23 protein-coding genes and 1 pseudogene are annotated in these 26,284 nt (G+C 60.7%); 18 read left to right on the forward strand and 6 right to left on the reverse strand.

Translation table 11 applies throughout. The features are described 5' to 3' along the window. Positions 1–172: 172 nt before the first annotated feature. The 7 genes from QRM89_RS06080 to QRM89_RS06110 all read left to right on the forward strand — a co-directional run bounded on the left by QRM89_RS06080 (position 173) and on the right by QRM89_RS06110 (position 4,367). Positions 173–382, forward strand: coding sequence for a hypothetical protein (locus QRM89_RS06080; protein WP_285447561.1), 210 nt, complete (start codon positions 173–175; stop codon positions 380–382). A gap of 60 nt (positions 383–442) precedes the next feature. Further along, positions 443–826 carry a hypothetical protein gene (locus tag QRM89_RS06085; RefSeq protein WP_059027529.1) on the forward strand — a complete coding sequence of 128 codons (384 nt, stop codon included), beginning with the start codon at positions 443–445 and terminating at the stop codon, positions 824–826. Positions 827–879: 53 nt separating this feature from the next. Beyond that, complete coding sequence (locus QRM89_RS06090) at positions 880–1,080, forward strand: KTSC domain-containing protein (protein ID WP_059030905.1); 201 nt, start codon at positions 880–882, stop codon at positions 1,078–1,080. 347 nt (positions 1,081–1,427) lie between these two features. Further along, positions 1,428–1,952 (forward strand): pYEATS domain-containing protein, encoded by a 525-nt coding sequence (locus QRM89_RS06095; RefSeq protein ID WP_285447522.1) that lies wholly within the window; start codon positions 1,428–1,430, stop codon positions 1,950–1,952. 421 nt (positions 1,953–2,373) lie between these two features. Then, a complete protein-coding gene (locus QRM89_RS06100; protein WP_251762189.1) occupies positions 2,374–2,769 on the forward strand; it encodes a toll/interleukin-1 receptor domain-containing protein in 396 nt (131 codons plus the stop codon). 76 nt (positions 2,770–2,845) lie between these two features. After that, the gene (locus tag QRM89_RS06105) at positions 2,846–3,589 is read left to right on the forward strand and encodes an abortive infection family protein (RefSeq protein ID WP_168959223.1); all 744 of its coding nucleotides are present in this window, start codon (positions 2,846–2,848) and stop codon (positions 3,587–3,589) included. 67 nt (positions 3,590–3,656) lie between these two features. Further along, complete coding sequence (locus tag QRM89_RS06110; RefSeq protein ID WP_285447523.1) at positions 3,657–4,367, forward strand: hypothetical protein; 711 nt, start codon at positions 3,657–3,659, stop codon at positions 4,365–4,367. 298 nt (positions 4,368–4,665) lie between these two features. Here the strand turns inward: QRM89_RS06110 and QRM89_RS06115 are convergent. Beyond that, positions 4,666–4,959, reverse strand: a pseudogene (locus QRM89_RS06115) (XVIPCD domain-containing protein); the annotation flags it as partial. A gap of 190 nt (positions 4,960–5,149) precedes the next feature. Beyond that, positions 5,150–6,574 carry a TIR domain-containing protein gene (locus QRM89_RS06120; protein ID WP_285447524.1) on the reverse strand — a complete coding sequence of 475 codons (1,425 nt, stop codon included), beginning with the start codon at positions 6,572–6,574 and terminating at the stop codon, positions 5,150–5,152. 647 nt (positions 6,575–7,221) lie between these two features. On the opposite strand from QRM89_RS06120, the gene QRM89_RS06125 reads away from it, so the two are divergent. The 3 genes from QRM89_RS06125 to QRM89_RS06135 all read left to right on the forward strand — a co-directional run bounded on the left by QRM89_RS06125 (position 7,222) and on the right by QRM89_RS06135 (position 9,279). After that, positions 7,222–7,572, forward strand: a complete 351-nt coding sequence (locus tag QRM89_RS06125) for a SymE family type I addiction module toxin (protein ID WP_285447525.1) — start codon at positions 7,222–7,224, stop codon at positions 7,570–7,572. A 120-nt stretch (positions 7,573–7,692) separates the two neighbouring features. Further along, positions 7,693–7,917, forward strand: a complete 225-nt coding sequence (locus tag QRM89_RS06130; protein ID WP_103702849.1) for a hypothetical protein — start codon at positions 7,693–7,695, stop codon at positions 7,915–7,917. A 984-nt stretch (positions 7,918–8,901) separates the two neighbouring features. Further along, a complete protein-coding gene (locus QRM89_RS06135; protein WP_146049906.1) occupies positions 8,902–9,279 on the forward strand; it encodes a hypothetical protein in 378 nt (125 codons plus the stop codon). Between the two features lie 106 nt (positions 9,280–9,385). On the opposite strand, the gene QRM89_RS06140 is transcribed toward QRM89_RS06135, so the two are convergent. Together QRM89_RS06140 and QRM89_RS06145 are read right to left on the reverse strand one after the other, a co-directional pair. Beyond that, the gene (locus QRM89_RS06140) at positions 9,386–10,837 is read right to left on the reverse strand and encodes an XVIPCD domain-containing protein (protein WP_285447526.1); all 1,452 of its coding nucleotides are present in this window, start codon (positions 10,835–10,837) and stop codon (positions 9,386–9,388) included. Then, on the reverse strand, positions 10,834–11,523 hold the full coding sequence (locus QRM89_RS06145) for a hypothetical protein (protein ID WP_103702855.1): 690 nt from the start codon (positions 11,521–11,523) through the stop codon (positions 10,834–10,836). Before QRM89_RS06145 ends, QRM89_RS06140 begins: the two co-directional genes overlap by 4 nt. Before the next feature lie 517 nt (positions 11,524–12,040). On the opposite strand from QRM89_RS06145, the gene QRM89_RS06150 reads away from it, so the two are divergent. Next, the gene (locus QRM89_RS06150) at positions 12,041–12,394 is read left to right on the forward strand and encodes a SymE family type I addiction module toxin (protein WP_103702857.1); all 354 of its coding nucleotides are present in this window, start codon (positions 12,041–12,043) and stop codon (positions 12,392–12,394) included. Between the two features lie 314 nt (positions 12,395–12,708). Next, entirely contained in the window at positions 12,709–13,275 is a 567-nt protein-coding gene (locus QRM89_RS06155; RefSeq protein WP_285447527.1) for a hypothetical protein, read from the forward strand. Positions 13,276–13,749: 474 nt separating this feature from the next. Here QRM89_RS06155 and QRM89_RS06160 read toward each other — a convergent pair whose 3' ends face one another. Then, entirely contained in the window at positions 13,750–14,421 is a 672-nt protein-coding gene (locus QRM89_RS06160) for a hypothetical protein (protein WP_103702406.1), read from the reverse strand. A gap of 170 nt (positions 14,422–14,591) precedes the next feature. After that, positions 14,592–15,302 carry a glycosyltransferase gene (locus tag QRM89_RS06165; protein WP_146049887.1) on the reverse strand — a complete coding sequence of 237 codons (711 nt, stop codon included), beginning with the start codon at positions 15,300–15,302 and terminating at the stop codon, positions 14,592–14,594. A gap of 334 nt (positions 15,303–15,636) precedes the next feature. Here QRM89_RS06165 and QRM89_RS06170 point away from each other — a divergent pair, with 334 nt between their 5' ends. From QRM89_RS06170 to glgB, 6 genes are all read left to right on the forward strand, one after another. After that, on the forward strand, positions 15,637–16,056 hold the full coding sequence (locus tag QRM89_RS06170; protein WP_285447528.1) for a hypothetical protein: 420 nt from the start codon (positions 15,637–15,639) through the stop codon (positions 16,054–16,056). Between the two features lie 11 nt (positions 16,057–16,067). Continuing rightward, a complete protein-coding gene (locus QRM89_RS06175) occupies positions 16,068–16,604 on the forward strand; it encodes a hypothetical protein (RefSeq protein ID WP_285447529.1) in 537 nt (178 codons plus the stop codon). A gap of 81 nt (positions 16,605–16,685) precedes the next feature. Further along, positions 16,686–16,973, forward strand: a complete 288-nt coding sequence (locus tag QRM89_RS06180) for a hypothetical protein (RefSeq protein WP_285447530.1) — start codon at positions 16,686–16,688, stop codon at positions 16,971–16,973. A 528-nt stretch (positions 16,974–17,501) separates the two neighbouring features. After that, positions 17,502–20,618: a maltotransferase domain-containing protein gene (locus QRM89_RS06185; protein ID WP_285447531.1), complete on the forward strand. Its 3,117-nt coding sequence runs from the start codon at positions 17,502–17,504 to the stop codon at positions 20,616–20,618. Beyond that, a complete protein-coding gene (gene treS, locus QRM89_RS06190) occupies positions 20,615–23,965 on the forward strand; it encodes a maltose alpha-D-glucosyltransferase (protein ID WP_076053058.1) in 3,351 nt (1,116 codons plus the stop codon). The genes QRM89_RS06185 and treS overlap by 4 nt, the downstream gene beginning before the upstream one ends. Then, positions 23,962–26,160, forward strand: a complete 2,199-nt coding sequence (glgB, locus tag QRM89_RS06195) for a 1,4-alpha-glucan branching protein GlgB (protein WP_285447532.1) — start codon at positions 23,962–23,964, stop codon at positions 26,158–26,160. The genes treS and glgB overlap by 4 nt, the downstream gene beginning before the upstream one ends. Positions 26,161–26,284 lie beyond the last annotated feature (124 nt).

The raw sequence follows: 26,284 nt of genomic DNA on the forward strand, positions 1-26,284 counted from the left end.
CGTTCTCCCGCACGCGGGAGAAGGTGCCCGAAGGGCGGATGAGGGCAAAGCCGATAAAGCCAGCGACCACTCTCGCAAACGCATTGACGCAACCCAAAAACTCGGCGAGGATCAAGGCACGCAGGACTTAATGCAGCCGCAAAGCCACACATTTCTTCAGGGGGAAGAAACAATGTTGAGCGAGGCATGGAGCATCGTGGCACTTAGCGTGGCCGCACTCGGTTTGTTTACCGCAACAGCGCAAGCGCGCGTCAGGGCCGCCGGTACGCACCACACCACCAGTCACGGCGGTCACTACAGCGCAGGCCACGGTGCTTCGCACAAGGGTGGCAGCTACCGCAGCACCAGTACCAAAAACCACTATCGGCGTCACAAGTCCTAGCAGGCCTCAAGCCAACTCCACTCGGAAGTGCTGCGTAATGCTGGAACTAGGACGCGAAGAATGCATTATCAAAAACTCCTGAAGCTGCTCGCCGGCCTTGCCGGCGTCATGCTCGCGGCGACAGGCGCACTGCTGGTGGCGCTGGTTGCAGTAGGCCAGGTACGTGAGGGACAGACGGGCGCATTGATCAGCGGAATTGGATTTCTGGTGATGGCCGGTCCTGCGTTAGCAATGCCGTTTTCTGTCCGAGCTGCCAAGCGATTGCTGATGCTGACATTGTGCTGCCTTGCCGCACTCGCGATCTGGCTTTGCTTCTGGCCGAAGGAGGGCGTTACGCCGACGCTACACCTGCGAGCCGCTGTACTTGCGTTTCCGTTGCTCTTGATGTTCCGGTTGCTTCTAGCTCGCCGCAGCAAGATGACGAAGCTTAGTACTGACAATTGATTCAAACAGCAGCCCCGATGTGGTCCCAATTAATTCAAGCGATAGGAAAATCGATGGACATGATTCGCGTAGCCTCGTCAGCCATCAGCGCTATTGGCTACGACCCGGCTGGTATGCGTATGAAAATTCAATTCGTGCAGGGCCACACATACGACTTCTGCGGTGTGCCCTCGCACGTGTTTCAGGGGCTTCTTAATGCGGGCTCAAAAGGCAGTTACTACAACGATCATATCCGTGACCGCTATCAGTGTTAACTGCCTGGCTTTGGGACGTGGCCTAGCAATTAATTCACACCGAGATGGCATCGCCAGTCGGCTTAATTCCAGCGTTAGGCATCGACGGGGTATGTATGCAGATGTTGGCCGCATAAAATTTCGTCAGGCATGGGGAGATAAGCCTTGCGACCACTCGCACATTGAGAAGGAGTATCGCCTTGGCTCCAAAACCGGCGAGTATGTTTGTACACAGTGCGGAGAGGAAAAAGAGGGCTTGGACTGGAACAGAAAGGTATCAGATGCATCAGGTGCCTAACAATTCATCCAAGTCGACGTTGTTTCGCAATGTGATTTAATCCAAGCATTAGGCTGCACAGGGAGTTTCCATGGATCTCATCGCCGCACTTATCTGGCCTGTCTTCATAGGCGCTGTTCTATGGTGGCTGCGCAAAGATATTCCACGTCTTTTTGGCGCCTTGGTCGACCGCGTGGAAAAGGGCGACTCAGCTGAAGCTTTTGGGGTAAAGCTTGGCTCTTCGCAACCGAAACTACCTCCCGACACATCCGCTGCTGCACTTCCTGCGTCCAGCCCACCGGCGAAAGCTGACCCGGGCGCGCCTCACGAGATTTATTTGCTGCACAGATACACCCGCGCAAAATCTATGGACAAAAATGGTCGCAGATACTATCGACTCAATATTTGGGTCGAGTCGGATGGTATCGATCTAGGAACGGTTAATTCTATTACCTACCACCTTCATGAGACCTTTGAAAATCCTGTTCGCGTCGTCTCAGATCATTTGACAGCATTCGCATTAGACACGGGAGCCTGGGGGTCGTTCCTGCTCTTCGCCGATGTAAGCTTTAAAGACGGAACCGTCTGGCGCATTGAGCGGTACTTAAATTTCTAAGGTGTGCTCTAATTTTTATTCAAGCCGAAAATGATCTGTATGTAGGATTGATTAAGTATCGAAGCGACTTTAATAATATTTTCCTGTAGATGAATATTATATAAAAAAGGAAGGCTGATTCATGGCTAGATGCACGGCACCAGTTCGTGGTCACAGTTCAGCAGCGGCAGCCGCCGCTTGTCCTGCCTGTCGCTACCGCAGCAGCTCGCGTTACAGCAGCGGAAGTGGCGGTTCTTACTACCCGTCAACGAGTAGCCCTAGCTATACCAGCTCAAGCAGCGGCAGTGGGCGCAAGAACTCAAAGCCGCGCTGGTCAAAGACGGGATCGACTATTCTCTATACACCGACTGAGGTGCAATCACTTACACCGGTCCGCGAGGCTGTGGAGGTCCAGGTCGCGCGGCACCCAGACAAACGAGATGTGTTTCTTTGCCACGCCTGGGATGATCGTCAGGGAGCTGCGAAAGAGCTGCATGATCTTCTTGAAGCTGCAGGGGTAAAAGTCTGGTTCAGTGAGAAGGACCTTGGACTTGGCGTCCCTATGATGCGCGCAATTGATAAGGGCCTAGCCAACTCCAAAGTCGGCCTCGTGCTTGTGACACCGGCACTTTTGGCACGTCTTCCAAAAGAAAGTGTGGCAGACAAGGAACTCTCAACGCTGCTTGCTGGAAATCGACTTGTGCCTATCGTTCACAAGACAACATACGAGGCGCTTCGCGAGGTGAGTCCAATGCTCGCTTCAAGAACGGGTCTTGACACTGCAGAAGACTCGATGTCCGAAGTAGCTGCAAAAATCGCTGAGCTCGTTACGTTCTAGGGCGCACCCTAACAATTCATTAAAGCCCACGCCGCTTCGCGGCGCGGCTTAATTCAGACGTTAGGCGGCTGACCCAGTGCACGAACTACTCAATCAAACAGAAGCGCTTCAGAACCTGCTTATCTCGCAGGCTACAGGCGGTAGCGAAGACGATGCAGAGTTCGTCCGGCTGCGCCAGATGCTGCTCTCTAACCAGGCTCTGGATCCTCTAATTCCGCGTTTCATACGAACCTGCAGGAACCTGTCGCAATTCTGGCAGTTTATAAAGTTCAAGTATTCGACCTATGCCGAGCGCCGCGACTTCATCTGGGGAGAGTTCCACCCGCTCCTTGAAACTTTGGAGCGAGGTCCGCTGTCGCCAGCGGATCAAATTGTTTCTGAAAAGCTAGAAAAGTTTGATGCGTCGCATGTTCAGGCTGCCTGGTCAAAGGCGCTCGAACGGCGGGCAGCAGACCCCGAGGGGGCTATCACGTCGGCCCGGACACTCATCGAGTCAGTGTGTAAGCACATCCTTGATGCCGCTGGCACTACGTACGACGATGGCACAGATCTGCCGAAGCTTTACAAGCTAACGGCGGAGACACTCCAACTGGCGCCTTCTCAGCATACCGAGGCTGTCTTCAAGCAAGTGCTCGGAGGGTGCACTTCCGTTGTTGAGGGCCTTGGCTCGCTCCGAAATCGTCTCAGCGATGCACACGGAAAGGGCAAGGTAGGTTCTAAGCCGGCCCCGAGGCACGCGGAGCTGGCGGTCAACCTTTCGGGTGCCATGGCAACATTTCTTCTCGCCACATGGGAGGCGCGCAATGAAGCAGCCGCCTAACAATTTGTCCAAGGCGAACCCGCTTGGCGGGTTGGCTTAACTCAGGCGTTAGGCCTCAGAAATCCTCATGACTACCGCTTTCGAACTTGCTGTCCAGCTTGCCGATCAGATCGATCAGTTCCCTCTCGGTGAGTGCGGTCCGAGCGATGACCCAGACAAACAGTACGCGTACTGCGCGGCGTTCCGAGATACTGCGAAAAGGTTCGTTGCAGCGGTGAAGCGAATCGGTGACCCGGATCTTTCACTTTTGGTCTCTGAGCTAAACACCTCACCAAGCTACATCTCGGAAGCGCACGACTTGCGGGCTGATCTATACGTCGCTATCGACGCACTTCGAGAGGCTGCGCGGGACCCAAACTACTCGGCAATTGCTGCCACGAATGGTGCATTCCTAAGCTCAGAGGTACTACTTCGTCTCAAAGCAATCCCGGCCACGAACCTCGATCCGGCAAAGTTGGTGCGCATCTGTGAAGAGCTAAATGATGCCTACGCACGAGCAAACTTTATCTCCGCTGCACTATTGATTCGCGCATGTATCAACCACGTTCCGACCGTATTTGGTGTCGACACATTTTCTCAGGTCGTTGCTCAATCAGGACGCAGCATCAAAGCGATCCTGGCGCGCCTCAACGACGATGCGCGTCCAATTGCCGATCTTCATACGCATCTGCTTATGCGCCGCAGTGAATATTTGCCAACAAAAAATCAGTTGGAGCCATATAAAGCGGCTTTTGAAGTTCTCATTCAAGAGGTCATCGCCACGCTGGTTGAGGCCTAACCTTTCAATCGAGACGACGTCGCCTGGCAAGCTGGACGACGCCTCTAATCTCAAACGTTAGTGCCAGAAACGGGGTTTTAAAGGTGGGGTCGGGCACAAGCGGGCCAGGCTCACTTCCTGAGATAAATCGACCAGATGAGAAGAAAGGTAAGGGATCAAAGTATTCTTTTAATAAGTGGAGAATGAGGTAAGGTGAATTCGAATAACGGGGTCAGATTCATTTAGGCATCAGCCCCCGTTCCTTGTCGAGAGCGAGGGGCTGCCAACCGTTTGATGATAGGTGCGTCGCGTCATCGCCTCAAAGCGACGGAACGGGACCCCGCTGTTGTTGCTCCTGCGAGCGCTGCTGTTCCACCGCCAGCTCTTGTGTGCGCTCCTGTACTAGCCGCTGGTTGACAGATTCCAGTTGCATAAAGCTCTCTTGAACAGGCCGCTGCGCTGCATCGGCCGTCGGCATATGAGCGCGCAGCATGGCCGGATCCTTTGGATCGCCTTGCACTACGAACAGGGTCTGCGCAGTGGGCGAGTCTTTGGTCTTTTCGCTGAGCAGCACGTGATCCACCCGGGTTAATCCGTTGTCTTTTGCTAACGTCTGAAAAACGGGGTCAGATTCACTTAAAGAAGTCAACCTGACCCCGTTCCCGTTCCCGTTCCCGTTCCCGTTCCCGTTGGGCCATAGGCCGGTCGCACCGCAGCTATTACCAGCTGGAAAACCTGGGCCTTGCCGAGAAACAAGCAAGACGATCCAGGAACAGCGGCTGTTCCGTGCCGATCAGCAAACGCTAGGGTCGAGTGGAAAGGTTGGAGAAGTTAAGGATAGAGCTGAAGTCGACGTGGTCCATGCCAATCCGCCATTCAGACATGGCCTTCCTCCATGGTCTGGCACCATCCAAAAACTCATCTTTTGACTCGGCACCAATTAATGGCATGATCCGAGAAAAGTATATGGAAGATGCGCTGCGAGCAAATACTTCAAGAGGCGCATGTCTCGACACGTACACTGGAGTTACGGCAAGCCACCAGGCGGAGTGATCAAGGATACCCACGGTTCTGAGCCAAACGATTACATCTGCTTGAGCAAGTGAGTCGAACTTCACCCCGGAGTCTTTACTGCGCGAGTTGAGAAGATACGCTCTAGCTGACACCTTACGGAGATGTTGAGAGAGCCGGCGCTCCGACTCCATATGCCCATATAGCTGCCAGTAGCCCTCGAGTGGCTGGCGGTCTCGGCCAGATGCACGAGCGAAGAAAACTGGGCTAATGAACTCCCGGACCGCTTCGATCCTCCCACGATCCAGCAATGCGGCAACAAAGTATAAGAAGAGCTCGCCCACGAGGAAGCGGATTGGGTCGCGTCTGTCGTCCAAGCGACCTTGAGATACGCTTTGGCGCATGGTGGGCTCCATGCATGCTTCGAAGAAGCGCCTCACGCAAGCGATCATATCTTCGCCAGCGTCGTACTGCGCAATGAGGTGGAACATTCTTACTAGCTCATTTCGAGCCGGAATCGTTCTTTCAATGGAATCAAGGAGGGCGTCCATATCCAAATCTGCGCCTTCCGCAACCTCGAACTTCTCTACTGCGGCAGTGTACTTTTCAAAGTACTCTTCTGTAGCCGCTACCGAAAAGACTTTTCCATTACGAATTGCCTCTTCCGCGCGGTGTCTCTGCACTTCCGTACCTAGCGAAGACTCCGTATCTTCAGTGAGAAATGCTGGCCGGCTGCCCAGAGGGGGCTTCGGGTTCAATGGCTTACCGAAAACCCAGCGCAGAAGCCGTTCGAACTCGCCGGCACTTGTCGCCTCATCGCTAAGGTCGATATAAATCCTTCCAGCGTAGTAGGCAGGTATGTACGCGTTGCCCCTGTCATCGCGACTAGGCACCACTAACACGAACTTGCTTTGACTCTGCGACTGATAGACCCTTTGCGAAATGATGGTGGTCTCAGTACCAACCCCACCTTCTCGTCCATCGGCCTTCTTGGCGTATGTCTCGTCTGAGATCATTGCGACATGGGTGACCTCGGGGTCAGTCACCATCTGCTCCATGAAGGCAATGGAGTCCTGCCCCTCCAACAGGTCCCATTTGTCTAAGATCACATCGACACCATTGCCGCGGAGTCTCTCGGCCAAATCAAGCACCCACGCTTGATGGTCAATTGAGGACCAGCTATAGGATATGAAGAGCTTCGGAGCACTCGGATTCACTGTCCGCTTCCTTATGGTTTGCTACCAAGCAAAAAGTTGAGTTGATCGTACTGTCAATGCAGCCGAGACCCAGTAATAAATCACGGACTTATTAATTGAATCGCATCTGAGTTCTCACTAACTTCGGCCGGACCTCAGCCACCGAGGCGCGCGGGAAGCTCAGTCTAATCGTCATCGTCCCCAGCCGCATATTGCTTCCGACGCTACAACACTTGAAGCAAGTAGGCCATGGTACGAATTCTCCGACACGAACGGGGACACGAACGGTGTCAGGTTCACTTCGTGAGATAAGTGTTCGGATAGGGGGCTCAGGGATATCTTCCGCGTGTCTCATCGGCAGGGCGGCGCTCTCCGATCCTTAGTAGCGCTCTGCAACCACGAGCAGTTGACATCCCAACAAACCCGCAGCAATCTCTACCATAAGGAGCGTAGAAACTCCTCAGAGAGCGGTACCCACCTCCGTCAAACCGGTGGGTTTTTTGTGCCTGCAGCGTCTTGCGGGCGCAACCGACGCGATGCCTGCGTCGGGAGGGCGGCTAATACAACACCCTTCGGGGAAATACGCCCGCCGGCTCTCTGCGGTTTCTAACCTCCCGACATCCCGTCGCACCCGGCGGCGGGGCCTGTTCGTCAAGGAGGGCTTTGCCATGCGTCGACCCACGTCCCGTCCCACATCCGCACGCAAGCGCGCCACGGTGCCACCGTCCACCGAGATCGTCTGGCGCTCGCTCGACCCAACGATCAAGCCGCGGCCCTACGTCGAGCGCACGCCCATCCCCCAACCCCGCACCGAACCCCGCCCCCCACGCCCCGGCCACCCGCGTGCCCCGCACCACTGCACCGTCGGCTACGGCTACTACCCCGCCAGCGACCAACGCATCCCCACGCTACGCCTACGCGGCCGTTGGCTGGAACAACTGGGCTTCACCATCGGCAGCAAACTCCACATCCGCCTGCGCGATGGCGAGCTGGTCGTCAGCGTCGCACCTACGGACTAACCAGGTGCGCAGCGCACGCGCAGCACGCCCCCGCACGCCCCCGCACGCCCCGCGCCGAGCGCAACGCGCCAATCGCCGCACCGTGCGCGCTCCCCGCTCACCGCGCAGAGGAGGACACAGATGGAGCACCCCGCCGCCGTCTTGCATCTCACGCTGGACCAACGCGACCAGCTCGACCGCCTGCTACGCACCCTCATCGCTCATGGCGACGTCATCGCCACGAGCAAACCGGAGTGCCTGGAGGCGCAGACCCTGCCCACGCTCGGGCAAGCCATCTTTGACGCCGCCCACGCCGTGCGCGCACTTCTTGACCGGCGAATGGAGCACAGCCGCGGCGACCCATAAAAGCACCGTGCGATAACCGGCGAGCCTGGAATCGAAATTCGATAAGGCACGTGACCGTGCTGCGGGTCGGGCGGTGGTTACGCAGGCGTGGGGCGATTGACTGCGGTGAACGACTCGGCGAGGATCGCGCTATACCGCGCTTAGGCGGTCTGATAGCAGCTAGGCGCGTATGGCAACGATCTCAGTGGTTGGGTGGCGAGTAGATGATGTTCAATGGCGAGCTGAAGGCGTGCATGCCGCTGCTGAGTTCTCACGCCGCCTCCGGCGAGGGATAAGTGCGTCGCCAGCACAGCGCCGGAAAATCGAAAGATCAGTACTCGCGCGCGAGCATGTTGAGATCCATGACGTATCTGTAGATCACGTTCAATCGATGATGCATGTACTTGAGGCTTTGGGCGCAGAGATTTTGGTGGACATGGGTGCAGGTGGTCAATGGCACCGGCAACGTCCCTAGCAATTCATTCTCGCGGCTCGGCTTAACTGAGGCATTAGGCAGCATGAGCGAAATTTACGATCGTCCATCTCTTCTGTTATCTCTCCAGCGTGCGTTGCTCGGTGAGGTCCATCCACAACTTAGACAAGTGTCCGTTGAGGCTGATCCCGAGACAAGGTTTGTTCGCCTACGATTTGAGTATGACGGAGAGCCTTCCACGACTGTACTTGAGAGCTGCTCATGCGTTGCAACGGAAGTAATTGCTGACTTCCCGGCGCCATGGAACTTAGATGAGCAGCATATTGCCATGGCATATCCACATAAGCTTTCTGCGTTGGCCCACGTTGCCTACCTTCGCTGGGAGCCCGAACATGCTGTCTAACAGCTAATGCTAGCCGCATGCTGCTTGGTCTATTCGGGCGGGGTCAAGAACGGGGTCAGGTTCACTTATAAGGGCATCCTGACCCCTTATTTCCATGCCCGTGAATCGATTTTTAGCCGGGCCGAGCCCGCAGCCTGGGTCGTCTCAATGTAAGGACTAATTGATTGATATGGGTGTAGACCTTAAAAATAAAGCTGGCACGGAATTTCATTTCTCAACAATAGGATGGTCTTTTTACTTGAACTTGGCATCGGTTTATGGATGGAAGCCAGAAGGGACATCGCCCCCCATCGACTGGATCGATAGAGAACCTTGGGGGGCGCATTATGATTGGAACGCGGGGCAATCTGTCGCTGACTCAGACGCAAGGGAGTTGGCTGCTGCGCTGGGACGCTACGTAGCGGACCCACATGGCAGTGAGCGAGCATTGAGCATTGCGAAAAAATTTGAGGAAGCAGGTATTTCTGTAACCGCCCCTAGCTCTGACGATGAATTTATAGGGGATTTTATTGATTTCGCCAGGAGCGGAACATTTGAGATTTGGTGATGAGAAGAACTGGGTCAGGTGCACTTAAACAGCAGCCTTAGTCGTTGCTTGTTCAGAAGCGAGGGCCGGCTCGCTGTCTGCTGGCAGTTGCGGGCACGTCATTGTCTCAAAGCGACGGAACAGGGCCGCGCTGTTGTTGTTCCTGCGAGCGCTGTTGTTCCACTGCCTGCTCTTGCGTGCGGTCCTGCGCTAGTCGTTGGTTGATAGATTCCAGTTGCGCGAAGCTGTCTTGAACAGGCCGCTGTGCGGCTTCGGCCGTTGGCATATGAGCGCGCAACATTGCGGGATCCTTCGGGTCGCCTTGCACGACAAACAGCGTCTGCGCCGCAGGCAGGTCTTTGGTTTTGTCGCTGAGCAGCACGTGATCTACACGCGTTAGCCCGTTGTCCTTGGCTAGCGTAAGCAGGCTGGCCGTGATCCGTTCACTGATGGCATCAAAGGCACGGCCATTTGTAGTGTCTAGCTGCTCCACTTTGCCTCGAATCTGTTGATGCATGGCATGGTCGGGGTGCCCAGCATCTACAGGTGTCAATGCGCGGCTCGGTTCATTCGGTGCCGCAAGGTTAGGGGCGCTGATGCCACGTGCGCCGGTGTCCTTGAGCTGGACCATGCAATAGCCGTCTTTGCCTAGGTCCAAGACGTTGAACGTCTTTGCAGGCCCTAGGTCCAGCCCGTTGCGCTCTAGCTGCTTTGGGTCCAGGCCCAGCGATTTGAAATCAATGCGGATTTCCGGAGGCTGGCGGTCATGCGCCAGATGCGCGTAGTTCTGCGCGATGTGACTGATCGGGTTGACGCCATAGTAGTTGCGGTAGTCGGAATCGCCATGTGGGCCTAGCGTGCCACTGCTGTCGTAAAAACAGTGCTCAACCGACTTGGTCAGCGCATCGTTGCGGGTAAAAGGGTGCTTGGTGAGTGCATCGTAGGTCAGTCCGTCTGCAAACTGCGGAGCGCCGTTCGCTTGTCGCTCTACGCAGCGGTTGCTAGACCGGTCGAGCAATTCCCGCTCAACCATGCCGTCAGGCATCTGAGGGTTCAGATGTTTGATTCTGTCATGCAGGGCACGCATTCCCGAGATTTCCGATAGTGCTTCGTCTGCGCGAGTCGAATCCAGGTAAACACGCGTAGGGCCAGTCAGGTCGACCTGATTCTCCCGATTTTCGTAAGCTTCCTGCATCCGGTCACCCATGCTTTTGCCGAACTCGGCAAGGGCGTCGGCACGATGCTGGGCCAACACGCCGTGCATCGTTTCATGGCCCATCACCTCGGTCAGATAGTCAATGCGCTCCGATCCTGCGAAGTCCTTGAACGCTGCTTCACTGATATTGAGTGTGCCCGCCTTGCCGTCCTTACCATCCTGGAAGTGGCCCCCGTTGTTCTGTCCATGCGAAACAGCAATCGCGCCAATTCGACCTTTCTCAATGGCATCACCTAGCAGGTTCGACAGATAGGGTGATTCGGCGATTGTCTGGCGAATGCTGTCCTCTGCACCAGCCGGAAGTCCAGGGTCTTTTGCCATCTGGGCAAGTTGAGGCTCGATACGTGGGTCAACCCGGGTCATGGCTTGCCTCCATCGATCTTTACGCTATAAGCGCACTCTTGTGGACTGCCTTGTTCATTGGTTCGATAAAGAAGCAATGAGACCGAAAAAATCTGACTTCCGCCGTTGATCGCGCGCCAATGCTGGCGTAGCCATCCACCCTGAAAAGGCCGCTGCCCTCCACGCGTGTATCCCATCCCTTCGAGCGCTTTGGAGAGTGCTTCTGCTTGCCAGATGCAGGTCGACGTAGGCACGCGCGTGGGGTCGCTATGGTCAGGTAGGGTCACTGCAACCTCTATCCGCGAGAATCCATCTTTCGTTGGGCGATGCGTCGCGTAGAGCTCATAGCCATCGGCCAGAGGAACTTCCTTTACTTCACGCCACGGGTATGCCGGATCAGACGGTGGTCCAAGCTTGACGCCAAGTGCAGATTCCATCTGCGGGTAGTCCAGATCCGCTGGTACTGTCAGTCCATCGATGAAGCGCAAGAGCCGGTGCTCCAGCTCATGCAGAGAGGTCTTGGCAGAGACGACATCGGCACGGCTATCGGTGGTCTTGCCTTTCTCTGGAGAGGCTGGTGTCGCTGTGGCAGCAGATGGCGTGCCTGCATCTTGTCCTGCTTCACCAGGCGCGCGAGCGCATGCACTTGGCAGCGCTAGTGAAAGCAGCAGCAAAGGGAACAGACTTCGGAAGCTAACTTTGATCACTGGAATCCTACTCACGCGACATCGCGATGCTGGCCAACTGTCATTCGCGCCGTTGGTGTCCTGCACTACCGAGCCCGAATCTGAGTGACGCGATGGTGACGGATAGCGAGGGGACGGAAAGCTATTTGCGGGAGGGTAGGGATGCGCTTGGAGTAGCAACCTCTCTAAGTTCAATCCAACTCTGACGCTGCTGCTTCAAACGTTGACACAAGGGATCTTCCATCAACGCTTTCCAGATTGCCAGCATCAGCCAGTTGACATGTCACGCAGTGCGTAGCAGTCTTTTGGCCACGGAGCGTAGAAACTCCTAAGACAGCGGTACCCACCTCCGAAATTCCGGTGGGTTTTTTGTGCCTGCAGCTTCCTGCTGGCGCAACCGACGCGTTGCCTGCGTCGGGAGGGCGGCTAATACAACACCCTTCGGGGAAATACGCCCGCCGTCTGTCTTCGGTTTCTAACCTCCCGACATCCCGTCGCCACCCGGCGGCGGGGCCTGTTCGTCAAGGAGGGCTTTGCCATGCGTCAACCGCCATCCCGTCCCACCACCGCCCGCAAGCGCGCCCCGCGCCAACCACCGCGCACCCCAGCCTGGCGCATCGTCGAGCCACCGCTCACCCCCATGCTCACCCCCGAGCAAGTCGCCGCTGCCAACGCCGCCGACCTCGCCAAGCAACAGCGCCCTCCACGCCGCCCGCGCCCACCCCACCAATGCACTGTCGGTTACGGCTACTACCCCACCACCAACCAACGCATCCCCACCCTGCGCCTACGCGGCCGCTGGCTCGAACAACTCGGCTTCACCATCGGCAGCAAACTCCACATCCGCCTACACAACGGCGAGCTGGTCGTTAGTGTGGCGCCCATTGACTAAACGAGGTGGGCCGGGCAACCGCTACAGCCGTATTGAGCGCAACGTGCCTATTGCCACGCTCTGAGCGCTTACAGCTACCGCTTACAGAAGGACAAAGATTGAGTACTCCCAGTGTTGTCTTGCATCTAACGCTGCATCAACTACGGCGCCGTCATTGCCAAGCTCCATCTTGCAAGTTGTGGCATGCTCGGCGCAGGCGGCAGTGCTGAGGAGCATGGTTCATCATCCCACCTTTGCGACCACTCACTGCCTAACAAGTCATTTAAGCCAAAGGTGATTCGAAACTCGGCTTAACTCTAGCGGTGGGCATTAAAATGATTGCGTTTGAAAGCTTGAAGAAAGTCATTCTTGTCGTGTGTCTTGGAGCACCAGCTCTGTGCTTTGCCGGTCGGCCAATAGTTAGCGAACTTTCTCTTTCGGGGCTAACCTATTCCTCAGAACTAATTGCGATTGTTACTGCAGAAGCCCCCGAAGCCATCTTGAAAAGAGAGTACGGGTGTGCTTCTTATGAATGGAATTTGTCCGTTATCGCAGTTATCAAGAATACCCCGGGAATCAATGTAAAGCCCGACCAAAAAATCCGCGTCCGAAATAACGTCATGTACTATCAGGATTGCGTTCTTCGCCAAGGAAATATGACGAGCGGCGCTTCTTTCATGGCAAATATGTACACTCCATCCGCGCCAAATGCGCCAAGAAACAGGCAGTTTATCGTATTTCTTGAGCCAAGCGATTTCGGATACCAGTTAAAGGCGCACTCCGGATATGAATCAATAGCCAAAAGGTCAGAAGTTGAGAGGCTGGCTAGTAAGCAAGCAGTTGAGTACAAAAAGTGGATTCGCGCGAACCCGTCAAAAAGTGCGCTCTCGCCGGTACGCTAAGTTTTGACGTTAGGCGGTGGTCGAGCAAATGCGGAAGAACGGCCTCAGGTTGAGCCACACCTGATAACTCGGACACCTGAAAGCGAGGACAATCCTCGCACGGAGGTGTTCGATGCAGAAGCGGCAGCGGTTCACGGCGGAGTTCAAGCGGGAAGCAGTGCGGTTACTCAGTAAACGGGGTCGGATTCACTTAATAAGTGACACCGTTTTGCGCTCTCGGCCGGATTACTCCTCCCCAACGACGGCACCACCACTGGAATGGATGGCTGTAGCTACGATGGCACCGGCAACCGCCTGAGTGCCAAGGTCGCCGCCGCCACGTAAGCTCATACATACCCAAACACCAACCACCGCCCAAGCGCAGTCGCAGGCGTGGCCCAAGAACGGGGTCAGCTTACGGTACGCTCACGTGGCGGTGATCCAGTGCCACGAAGGCCCGCGCATCCAGCAGCAAATCAGCGTGTCGGTGAAGCTTCACTTATCCCGCCGATACACCCCATTAAAACTCACACTCGCGCCGCCGCATTGCAGGTTGTCTGCAACGATCAATAGGTCGCCAAGCAGCTGCAGACGTACCGTGCAGTCATCCTCGCGCACTTCCAGACGGTTGCCCTCCGCAAAGCTGCGTGCGGTGACCGCGCCGAAGTGTGGGCCGCCGGGCACCTGCTCCGGGCTGGGATTGGCGCTGGGCCAGTAGGCGTCGCCATTGACGGTGATGCTGCCGTCGCCATTGGCGGTCAGCTGTAGCGTGTTGTCGCCGTCATACCAGTGGGCGTTCCACGCACTTGCGGGTGGCGTGGCGGTGCTGGCGATGGCCTGCAGGCTGCGCTCGGCGACCCAGCCGGCACTGACGCCCACCTTGTTGGGATAGAACGCGCAGGCGTAGCCGCCACGGTGCTGGGCCAGCACCACCACGTCGCCCTTGACCACGTAGCTGCGCTGCCGGCAGGCTGCCTCGCCCTTGCTGGGGCAGCCGTCGCTGTCGTTGAGCAGGTACAGGCGGGGGACTGCGACGCGCGCCAGCGTAAACGCTGACGGGCTATTGGTGAATGACCCGTTGCGGCAGTCGGCCGCTTCGTCATCGTGTGGCGCGGCGTGCGCCATGGCTGACACCGACAACAGGAACAGCAAGCAGGCCTTGTGCATCTCGATCACTCCATGGGCAAGGCACTAGTGTGGCCTAACGTGGCGTGCGCTGTGCATCAGCGCGCATGGCGTGAACCGGTGTCTTCTTCGGCCACGATGGGCGCCATTCGCGCGTGCGTCGCAGGAGTACAGCCGGGTTATCGCATGCAGTCACCGCTACCTAGTGCAGCTCAGATCGGCAACGCGCTCAACTTGCGGCGCAGGTAGTTGGTGATGGCGCGCCGCGTGGATTTGCCGCGCCACGAGGCCCAGCACAGGTGCGAGCCCACGGCGATCTGGCCGCCGCGATGTCCCAGCCCGAACCAGGTGCGGTCAGGATGGAAGGCATCGCGTGCAGGACAGTGGATGCCTTGAAAGCCGCCGTCGCGTGAGAGGTAGAAGTTGGTGAGCCCCCTGGGCCCGGACACCATCGGAATCTGCCGGTGATCGGTCAGGCGCTCCGGCAGGTGCGCCACGAAGATGTGTTCGATCAGCGATGCCCAGAATGGGTGGCCGGCTTCTGAGCCGAAGACGGCATTGCCAAGTTTGAAGTCCGGCTGCCCGAGCGCGCCTTCTTCGATCGGTAGAACGCACGGCTGTTCAAGCAGCGCAGGCGCAAGCGCGGCCAGCAGCTTGTAGTCGGTATCGAAGTAGAAGCCACCGTCCACATGCATGTAGGCGTAGCGGGCGATGTCGGCTTTCATCACGCCAAAGCGGATCGCATCAAAGCGTGCAGCCAGGTGCGGGAACGCGCGATGCATCAGCGCCGAGTTGGCCGTGTCGTCCCAATGTTTGCAGGTCCACCCGGGCAGGGTGCGCTGGAGCCGGGCCACGATGCGCCGCTCTTCCCAGGTCAGGGCAGTGGTCGGGGAGGTGAGGTGAAAAATACGGGGAATGGACACAGGCGATCTGGCGGCAGCGGGGGAGGCGCGGGGCTGCTGCCGAAGGCATGCAGTCACCGCTGGCGGACAGTGCCTGCAGCGAGCGCGACAACAAAGATGCGAAAACGGGACGGGTTTATGAGCCGCACTCATGGGCAAAGCGTGCTGCGGGCCAGGGCGCCAGGGCGTGTGTTCTGCGGCGCTGTCGAGGCAATGCAGACTCAGCGGGGCGCAGTAGCCGTGGTTGGCATTGCGGCCGGGCAGGCCGTAGCCTTGGGCGCACAGCGCGCCCGCAACATCAGGCCGCTGCAGAGGCGGCGCCGTCTCTGCCGATGACCTTGCCGAATGGACCCGCATGACCACCGACCCCGCCTGCACCGCTGCACGGCAACGCATCCAGGAGCTGCACAACCGGGCCGAGAACGACGCGGCAGTGCAGCTGATGCTGGAAGGCATGATCGCCGCAGAGCCGGACCTCTTGCCGGACACTGCGAGCTACGACGCGCTCGTGCACCTGGAGTCCTGCGCAGCCTGCCAAGCCTGGCACAGCGCCTGGCTGGATACGCAATCGCCCGAGCGCGTGGCGCAGCGCGAACGCCGCGCTCAGTACTGCTGCATCCACATGTTCCATGCGGTGACAGACAGTGCGACCGAAGTGCGCTTTTCGTTCGAGTTGTTCAGAAGCGACCCGTGCTGGTCGATCGACGGGCAGCCGGTGTTCGCGCAGTTTTGCCCGTGGTGTGGGCAGCGACTTCCAGACCGACTCTTCGAATAGAGCAAGCGCTAATGACCCAGTACTTCTCCATAGCGCCTCCCTTGGCCCGGCGCTTTTACTCTCGGTGGTTTGCACTGAGCTTGTTATTCATCGCCGGCGCGGCAGCTGCACACGAGGACCGGACATTGTCGTTGCGGCCGGACGGTCGTATCGCGGAACTACCAGCACAGCTGGGCCACACCTTCTTGAAGATGTCCAATTTGGGCACCACCACGCCCACGATCCAGTTCATTTCGGGCAACAGGCGCATCACACTGCCAGGATGTATTGCAAAGCTCATCACGTCGCGACGTGCGAGCGATGTGAGTGTCGCAGGCTCCTGGTACCACGACGAAGCTGTGCTTCCGTACTATGTGGTGGTGACCTTCAATGACGCGGGGTCTGCCGCAGAGTCTACCGATGCTGCTGGCCTTCGCATCATGTACAACCTCCGCACTGCCCAGATCATCGAGATCGACAGGGTGGCCCAGAACAGCTCAGGGATCGGAGCCAATGTCCGCCTGCCCGCCGGTTGCTTGATACCGCAGCCGGTAGTACAGACGGGTTGATAAATAGATGAGGCAATGGCCAAGCAGTAGGCTGACGCGTCAAGCCTGGCCGATGGAAATAGCGGGTGCCTGGTGCTGAGCATGCTAGTCCGGATCATGATCCACGCTGCGTGCGCGGCGGCCCTGGTGATGATGGCCATCACGGGCAGCGAGCCTGCATTGATCCATGAGATGGATCCGTCGATCCCTGCCCAAGCGATCGAGAACGGATCTGGCAATCAGGTTGTCTTCGCTGCTGTGCTGTTTGCCGCCGTTGCTGCGTTGCAGGCGGTCCTACTGATTTGCGCGCGTTCTGGTTGGGGGCGTGTACTTCCAATCGGCATGATGGTCGTCGGCGCTGTTCTGTTGCTCAACAGCGGGGCACGGTGAAGCGATCGTGCTACGTCGCTGCGTGACGCGAGACGGGGCTGCTGCTCGTCGGTCTGACCACACGAAAAGCAGTGAAAACCAAGGCCAGTCAACGACTGGCGGCCGGGCACCGTCAGGAATAACTGCGTGGCTCCGCAGTCATCGGGCCAGCGGCGCTGTTTGGCTCGCTGAGTTGCCGTCGCCGCTTCCAAGCAAGCACCACACCATCTCCAGCGAGAGGCGCCATCTACAACAGGCCTGTGCGATTGCCACCCCACACGCCGCCACCGTCGCGCTTGTTTGTTTTTCGTCAATACGGCCGACACACGGTATTCGCAGGCGGAGTGTTTAGGTGTAGGGGTCAAGAATCGTTGCGGAGTTGCGCATGAGTGCAGTCACGGTAGGCAGGATCGGCCAGGGGCCGGTTTCGGCGGGAGTGGGCCTGGTGCGTCCAGGGCGGGTCGTTGCAGGCGCCAAGCGCTGCGTAGGCCAGGTCGTTCCCTGCAACGCGGTGCGTTCGCGCACCGCTGCCTGCTGAAGGGGCGCGCCATGCGGATGTGTGTAGTGAATGAAGCGGCGGTTGCCGACCCATCCAGGCTGGAAGCGCGCTGCGTGGCGGCGCGTGAAGCCGGTTGCGACTATGTGGTGGTAGCGCCGCCGTTTGCGCGTGACGCGCAGGGGCGCCTGGTGGAACCCAACGCCGGCGATGCCCAGGCGCAGCAGCTGCAGACCTGCGTGCAGGCCGCGCAACGGGCGGGCGTCAAGCTGCTGCTGGATGTGCGCCTGGACGAGGTGGGCGGCTCCAGCGCGGTGGTGCGCGATAACCCGCAGTGGTTCCGCGCCCGCAGCACCGCAGTGCCGGATCCGCGCCAGCCGCGTGCCACGCCCGAGGTGGCTGAGGCGCGCTTTGCCTATGCGCAGGAAGGTGCGGCGCTCGTGGAGTGGTGGAGCGCGCGCTTGCTGGAGTGGGTCAACCAGGGCGTGGGCGGCTTCCGTTTGCTACAGCCCCAGCAGATCCCCGCACAGCGCTGGCGTGAGCTGATCACCCGTGTGCATGCACAGGCGCCGGAGGTGATCTTCGCGGCGTGGACACCCGGGTTGGGTAGCGAAGCGCTGCAGCAGCTTGCCGGTGCCGGCTTCGATGCGGCGTTCTCCTCGCTCGCCTGGTGGGATGGCCGTGGCAGCTGGTTCTTCGATGAAGACGCCGCGCTGCGTGCGCTGGCCAAGCGGGTGGTGGCGATTGTCGAGGCTGCCGACGGCAGCAGCGCCGCACGCCGCGCGCAGCATTGGCAGCTGGCGAGCGCACTCGGTGGCGCCTGGGTGCTGGAAGACCATCAGCTGGAGTCGTTGCCGTTGCGCGTGCGTGCCACCGATGGCCCGCAGCCAGACAATGCGGGCCTGCGGCTGCGGCCACTGTTGCGCGAAGGCACGGGCCTGACGGCGGTGGCGGTGGAGCCGCTTGGCGGGCTGCCCTCGCTCTTGTTGATCAATGGCGACCCCGATCATGTGGTGCCAGTACCGGCACCGGATCTGTTGCGCCTGCTCGGCGACGCCGAGGCATTGGTGGCCGAAGACGGGCGCACCCTCTCCGGCTCCACGCTGGAGGCGCTGGAGCCCGGCGAAGTGCGTGTGTACCGCAGTGTGCCGGCGCGGCATGTGCTGGCAGTGCCGCGCATGCGCCCGCGTGCGCAGACGGCGGCGGCGTGGCCACGGGTATGCATCGAGTCGGTGACGCCATCGGTGGACAACGGCCGCTTCCCGGTCAAGCGCACCGTGGGCGACCGTATCTGCGTGGAGGCCGATGCCTTCTGCGACGGGCATGACCGCATTGCGGTGGCGGTGCTGTGGCGCCCGGCCGATGCCAAGACCTGGGCCAGTGCGCCGATGCGTGCGCTGGGCAACGACCGCTGGCGCGCGGAGTTCCCGCTCGAGCGCATCGGCACCTACGAATTCCGCGTGGAAGGGTGGCGCGACGTGTTCGCTACCTTGCATGCGGATCTGGAAAAGAAGCGCGCCGCCAGCACCGTGCTGCCGGTGGACGTGCAGGAAGCGGTGGCGGTGGTGCAGGCTGCGCATGCACGCAGCGACGGCGCGCTGGCCAGCCAGTTGCAGGACATCCTCACCCGCATCGGCGCGCAGAGCGAGCCGTTGCAGCAATTGGCGATCGTGCTGGAGCCCGACACCGCGCAAGCGATGGCGCTGGCCGACGACAAGCCGTTCCGCTCCGAATACCCGGTGACATTCCGGGTGGAATCCGAACGCCGCGCGGCGCATTTCTCCAGCTGGTACGAACTGTTCCCGCGCTCGCAGAGTGGTGACGGGCAGCGCCACGGCACCTTCGATGATGTGATCGGGCGGCTGGCGCATATCCGCGCGATGAACTTCGACGTGCTGTACATGCCGCCGATCCATCCGATTGGCGCCAAGAACCGCAAGGGCCGCAACAACGCGGTCACCGCGCAGGACGGCGAACCCGGCAGCCCGTACGCCATTGGTGCAGTCGATGGCGGGCACACCGAGGTGCATGCCGAACTCGGTGGGCTGGAGGGCTTCCGCCGGCTGATCCAGGCAGCTCGCGCGCATGGCCTGGAAGTAGCGCTGGACTTTGCCATCCAGTGCGCGCCCGACCACCCGTGGCTGCAGGAGCACAAGGACTGGTTCACTTGGCGCGCAGATGGCTCGATCCCGTACGCGGAGAACCCGCCGAAGAAATACCAGGACATCGTCAACGTCGACTTCTACGCCAGCGGTGCAGTGCCGGATCTGTGGAACACGCTGCGCGATGCGGTGCTGTTCTGGGTCAACGAAGGAGTCACCCTGTTCCGCGTGGACAATCCGCACACCAAGCCGTTCCCGTTCTGGGAATGGTTGATTGCCGATGTGCGCGGGCGCCGCCCGGACGTGGTGTTCCTGTCCGAAGCCTTCACCCGGCCAAAGATGATGTACCGCCTGGCCAAGTGCGGCTTCTCGCAGTCGTACACCTACTTCACCTGGCGCAACCACAAGCACGAGCTGCGCGAGTACATCGAAGAGCTCAACGACGGCGTACCGCGCGAGTGCTTCCGCCCGCATTTCTTCGTCAATACGCCGGACATCAATCCATTGTTCCTGCAGACCAGTGGGCGCAACGGGCACCTGATCCGCGCCGCACTGGCCACCACCCTCTCCGGGTTGTGGGGCATGTACCAGGGCTTTGAATTGTGCGAAGCCACCCCGCTGGCGCCGGGCAAGGAAGAATATCTGGACTCGGAGAAATACCAGCTGCGTGCCTGGCCCGAACGGGCGCCCGGCGATATTGTCGATGAGATCACCCGCTTCAACCAGCTGCGCCGCATGCACCCGGAATTGCAGTCGCATCTGGGCACGCGCTTCTACCAGGCGCACAACGACCAGGTGCTGTACTTCGGCAAGTTCCTGGACGCCGGCTACCTGTCGCGCAGCCGCAGCATGGTGCTGGTGGCGATCAACCTGGACCCGCAGGCGGGCCAGGATGCCGAAGTTGAAATTCCGCTGTGGGAGTTGGGCCTGCCCGATCACGCCAGCGTGGCGGTGGAAGACCTGTGGGACGGCCATCGCTTCACGTGGCATGGCAAGACGCAACACATCCGGTTAGAGGCGACGCGGCCGTTCGCGTTATGGCGCATCCGCGCAGGAGAGGTCGCATGAATGCAGTTCCAGCCCTTCAGGCTGACGCAGAACAATCGGCAGTGGTTGCTGACCAGCTTTGGTACAAGGACGCGATCATCTACCAGGTGCACGTCAAGTCGTTCTTCGACTCCAATGACGATGGCATTGGCGATTTCCCCGGCCTGATTTCCAAGCTCGACTACATCGCCGAACTGGGCGTGGACACGATCTGGCTGCTGCCGTTCTACCCCAGCCCGCGCCGCGACGACGGCTACGACATCGCCGAATACATGGCGGTGCATCCGGACTACGGCACCATCGCCGACTTCGAGCAGCTGGTGGCGCAGGCGCATGCGCGCGGCATCCGCATCGTCACCGAGTTGGTGATCAACCACACCTCCGATCAGCATCCGTGGTTCCAGCGTGCCCGCAACGCGCCGGCCGGCTCGCCGGAGCGCGACTTCTACGTCTGGTCGGACACCGACCAGGAATACGAAGGCACGCGCATCATCTTTTGCGATACCGAAAAGTCCAACTGGACCTGGGACCCGGTGGCCGGCCAGTACTTCTGGCATCGATTCTATTCGCACCAGCCCGATCTCAACTTCGACAACCCGGCGGTGCTGGAATCAGTGCTGGAAGTGATGCGCTTCTGGCTGGACCGCGGCGTGGATGGCCTGCGCCTGGACGCGGTGCCGTATTTGATCGAGCGCTCCGGCACCTCGAACGAAAACCTGCCGGAAACCCACGCCATCCTGCGCAAGATCCGCGCCACGCTGGATGCCGAATACCCGGACCGCATGCTGCTGGCCGAGGCCAACATGTGGCCGGAAGACACCCAGCAATACTTCGGCCAGAATGCCGACGAATGCCACATGGCGTTCCACTTCCCGCTGATGCCGCGCATGTACATGGCGATCGCGCGCGAAGACCGCTTCCCCATCACCGACATCATGCGGCAGACACCGGAGATCCCGGAGACCTGCCAGTGGGCGATCTTCCTGCGCAACCATGACGAGTTGACGCTGGAAATGGTCACCGACTCGGAGCGCGATTACCTGTGGCAGACCTACGCCTCGGACCGCCGCGCGCGCATCAACTTAGGCATCCGCCGCCGCCTGGCGCCGCTGCTGGAGCGCGACCGCCGCCGCATCGAATTGATGACCTCGTTGCTGCTGACCATGCCCGGCACGCCGGTGCTGTACTACGGCGATGAGATCGGCATGGGCGACAACATCCATCTGGGCGACCGCGATGGTGTGCGCACCCCGATGCAGTGGTCGATCGACCGCAACGGTGGCTTCTCGCGTGCCGACCCCGCCGCGCTGGTGCTACCGCCGGTCATGGACCCGCTGTACGGCTTCCAGGCCGTGAATGTGGAAGCGCAGATCCGCGACCAGCATTCGCTGCTGACCTGGACCCGCCGCGTGCTCAGCGTGCGCAAGCGCTACCAGGCCTTCGGGCGCGGCACGCTGCGCTTTTTGTACCCGGGCAACCGCCGCATGCTGGCGTACCTGCGCTGCTATCAGGACGAAACCGTGCTGTGCGTGGCCAACCTCTCGCACACCTTGCAGGCGGTGGAGCTGGACCTGTCCGAGTTCGAAGGCCGCGTCCCGGTGGACATCATCGGCGGTGGCAGCTTCCCGCCGATCGGCCGGCTGACCTATCTGCTGACTGTGCCGCCATTTGGTTTCTATGCGTTCCAGCTGGTCAGCGAAGGCACGCTGCCAGACTGGCATGTGCCCAGCCCGGTGCCGTTGCCGGATTACCGCACGCTGGTGCTGCGCAGCGACACCGAAGAGAGCGCCGCACTGCTGCCGCATCTGGCCACGCTGGAAGGCGAGATCCTGCCGGCGTGGTTGTCGGCACGGCGCTGGTTTTCGGCCAAGGATCAGGCGCTCAAGAGCGTGCGCATTTCGCGGCGCACACCGTTGCCGGGCGATGAGCCGATGAGCCTGCTGGAGCTGGATGTGGAGCTGGAAGACGGCCACCACGAGTGCTACATGCTGCCAGTGGGCATCGTCTGGGAGCGCGAGCACCCGAGCACGCTGGCCGAGCAGCTGGCGCTGGCGCGCGTGCGCCAGGGCCGCGAGGTGGGGTACCTCACCGACGCGTTTGCGCTCAAGCCGATGGTGCGCGGCGTGATCGACGCACTGCGTCACGATGCGGCGCTGGATTTCCACGACGGCGACGATGCCTCGCAACAAGGCCAGGTGCGTTTCGAATCGACCCCGGCGCTGGCTGCGCTGGAGATTCCGGACGACCCGGAGATCCGCTGGTTGTCGGCCGAACAGAGCAACAGCTCGCTGGTCGTTGCGGACAAGGCGGTGTTCAAGCTGTTGCGCCATGTGGCCACCGGTGCCAATCCGGAAATCGAGATTGGCCGCCGCCTCACCGAGATGGGCTACGCCAATGCGGCGCCGCTGCTGGGTAGCGTGAGCCGGGTGGATGCGCAGGGCACCATTACCACCATCGCGCTGTTGCAGGGCTTCATCCGCAACCAGGGCGATGCCTGGCGTTGGACGCTCGATCACCTGGCGCGCAGTTTCGACGAATACGCCACCGCGCAGACCGATGAAGCCCGCAACGAAGCGGTGGCCGGCTACGACGCATTTGCCGCAGTGGTGGGCAAGCGCCTGGCCGAGCTGCACGAGGCGCTCTCGCGCAGCACCGACGATGCCGACTTCGCACCGCAACGCATCGACCTGCCTACCGCCAACGATGTGGTGGGCGGCGTGGCACGCCAGGTGGAGGAAATGTGGGAAACGGTGCACGCCCGCCTGGGCGCCACCGACGATGCGGCCGAACGCGAGGCGCTGGAATCAGTGCTGGCCGAACGCCCGCAGCTAGACGCGCTGCTGGCCAGGGCGCCAAGCGTGCTGGCCGAATCGCTGCTGACCCGCGTGCATGGCGACTTCCACCTGGGCCAGATCCTGGTGGCGTTCGACGACGTGGTGCTGATCGACTTCGAAGGCGAGCCCGCCAAGCCGCTGGCCGAACGCCGCGCCAAGGCCAGCCCGTTGCGCGATGTGGCCGGTTTCCTGCGCTCGCTCGATTACGCCAGCGAAGTGTCTGCGCGTGGCGAAGAGGGCACCGCCGCACGTGCCGGCGTGGGCGTGGATGCGCACCTGGATGACTTCCTGGTGGAATTCCGCCGCCGCTCCACGCAAGCGTTCCTGGACGCTTACCATGCCGTGCTCGACGCCAGCGCGCATCCGTGGATCGCGCCGGCGGCGTTCAATGCGGCCACCTTGCTGTTCCTGGTGGAGAAGGCCTGCTACGAGGTGCGCTACGAAGCGGCGAACCGGCCGGGCTGGTTGATGGTGCCCATCCAGGGCTTGCGACGCATCCTGCAACGCGCGCGCGCTGGTGCGGGAGACACATGATGAGTGGAGTAATGACTGCAGTGACGAATCGATGGGACCCCGGCGTGACCCGCGCCCTGGCCGAAGCGCGGCACGGCGATGCATTCGACGTGCTGGGCGCACATCCCAGCACCAACGGCCGCCTGCTGCGCACCTACCACCCCGGCGCCGAGCACGTCACCGCCGTGCTGGCCGATGGGCGCGAGGTGCCGCTGGAAGCCGGCCCGGAACCGGGTCTGTTTGCCGGCGAATTGCCGGCCGAGGGAGGCTACCGCCTGCGGATCGGCTGGCCGGGCGGCACCCAGGACACCGCAGACCCGTACGCGTTCGGGCCGCTGCTCAGCGACTTCGACCTGCACCTGATCAGCGAAGGCCACCATCTGCAACTTGCCGATGCGCTGGGCGCCAATGTGGTGGAAGTGGACGGCGTGCTCGGTACGCGCTTTGCGGTGTGGGCGCCGAACGCCTCGCGCGTGGCGGTGGTGGGCGATTTCAATAGCTGGGACGCGCGCCGGCACCCGATGCGGCTGCGCCACCAGGCCGGGGTGTGGGAGCTGTTCGTGCCCGACGTGGGCCCCGGCGCGCACTACAAATATCAGCTGCGTGGCCCGCATGGGCACGAATTGCCGGCCAAGGCCGACCCGGTGGCACGCCGCGCCGAATTGGCGCCGGGCACTGCCTCGATCGTGGCCGACCCCACGCCGCACCAGTGGAGCGACGACGGCTGGATGGCCACCCGTGCGCGCCGCCAGGCGCACGACGCACCGATGAGCATCTACGAGATCCATGCCGGCTCCTGGCTGCGCGAGGAAGGCCTGGACCTGGATTGGGACGGCCTGGCTGATCGCCTGATCCCGTACGTGGCCGACATGGGCTTCACCCATGTGGAGCTGATGCCGGTGACCGAGCATCCGTTCGGCGGCTCATGGGGCTACCAGCCGCTGGGCCTGTTCGCGCCCACCGCGCGCTTCGGCAGCCCGGATGGCTTTGCGCGCTTTGTCGACCGCTGCCACCGCGAAGGCATCGGCGTGATCGTGGACTGGGTGCCGGCACACTTTCCCACCGACGCGCACGGCCTGGCCCACTTCGACGGCACCGCGCTGTACGAACACGCCGACCCGCGCGAAGGCTTCCACCGCGACTGGAATACGCTGATCTACAACCATGGCCGCCGCGAGGTGTCTGGCTTTCTGATCGCCAGCGCGCTGGAGTTCCTGCAGCGCTATCACGTCGATGGCCTGCGCGTGGATGCGGTGGCCTCGATGCTCTACCGCGACTACAGCCGCAATGCCGGTGAGTGGGTGCCCAACATCCATGGCGGCCGCGAGAACTACGAAACCATCGCGTTCCTGCGTCGGCTCAACGAGGTGGTGCGCGAGCACGCGCCGGGTGCGGTGACCATTGCCGAAGAATCCACCGCCTGGCCGGGCGTAACCGCGGATGTGTCGCATGGCGGCCTGGGCTTCCATTACAAGTGGAACATGGGCTGGATGCACGACACGCTGCATTACATCGGGCTGGACCCGATCTATCGCCGCTACCACCATGGCGAGCTGACTTTCAGCATGGTGTATGCGTACTCGGAGCGCTTTGTGCTGCCGATCTCGCACGACGAAGTGGTGCACGGAAAGGGCTCGTTGCTGGGCCGCATGCCCGGTGACGACTGGCAGCGTTTCGCCAACCTGCGCGCCTATCTCGGTTTCATGTTCACTCATCCGGGGCGCAAGTTGCTGTTCATGGGCTGCGAGTTCGGCCAGCCCACCGAGTGGAACCACGACGCCGGCTTGCCGTGGCATCTGCTCGACGACGCACGCCACCGCGGCGTGCAGACGCTGGTGCGCGACCTCAACCACCTGTACGCGCAATACCCCGCCTTGCACGCGCACGACGACGACCCATCGGGCTTCGCGTGGCTGGTAGGCGATGACGCGGCCAACAGCGTGGTGGCGTTCCTGCGCAAGGGCAAACGCGGCGATGCGCCGGTGCTGGTGGTGATCAACTACACCCCGGTGGTGCAGCAGGGGTATCGCCTCGGGGTGCCGCAGGGCGGGCTGTGGCGCGAAGTGTTCAACAGCGACGCCGGCATCTACGGCGGTGCCAACCTGGGTAACGGCGGTGCAGTGACTGCCGAACCGCAGTCCATGCATGGCCACGCGCAGTCGCTGCCGTTGTTGCTGCCGCCGCTGGGCGTCATCGTGCTGACCCCGCAGGGCTGATCGACCGCCACCGCGCCCGGCCTGCTGGCCGGGCGCGGTGGCAGCTGCTAGATTGCGCGCCTTAGAGCAGCTATCAACACGACTGCGCAGCCGCCAGGCGGGCGCGGCCGGTGCTCGGAATCGG

It is taken from the genome of Xanthomonas sp. LMC-A-07, assembly GCF_030208825.1.
Lineage (GTDB): Bacteria > Pseudomonadota > Gammaproteobacteria > Xanthomonadales > Xanthomonadaceae > Xanthomonas > Xanthomonas campestris.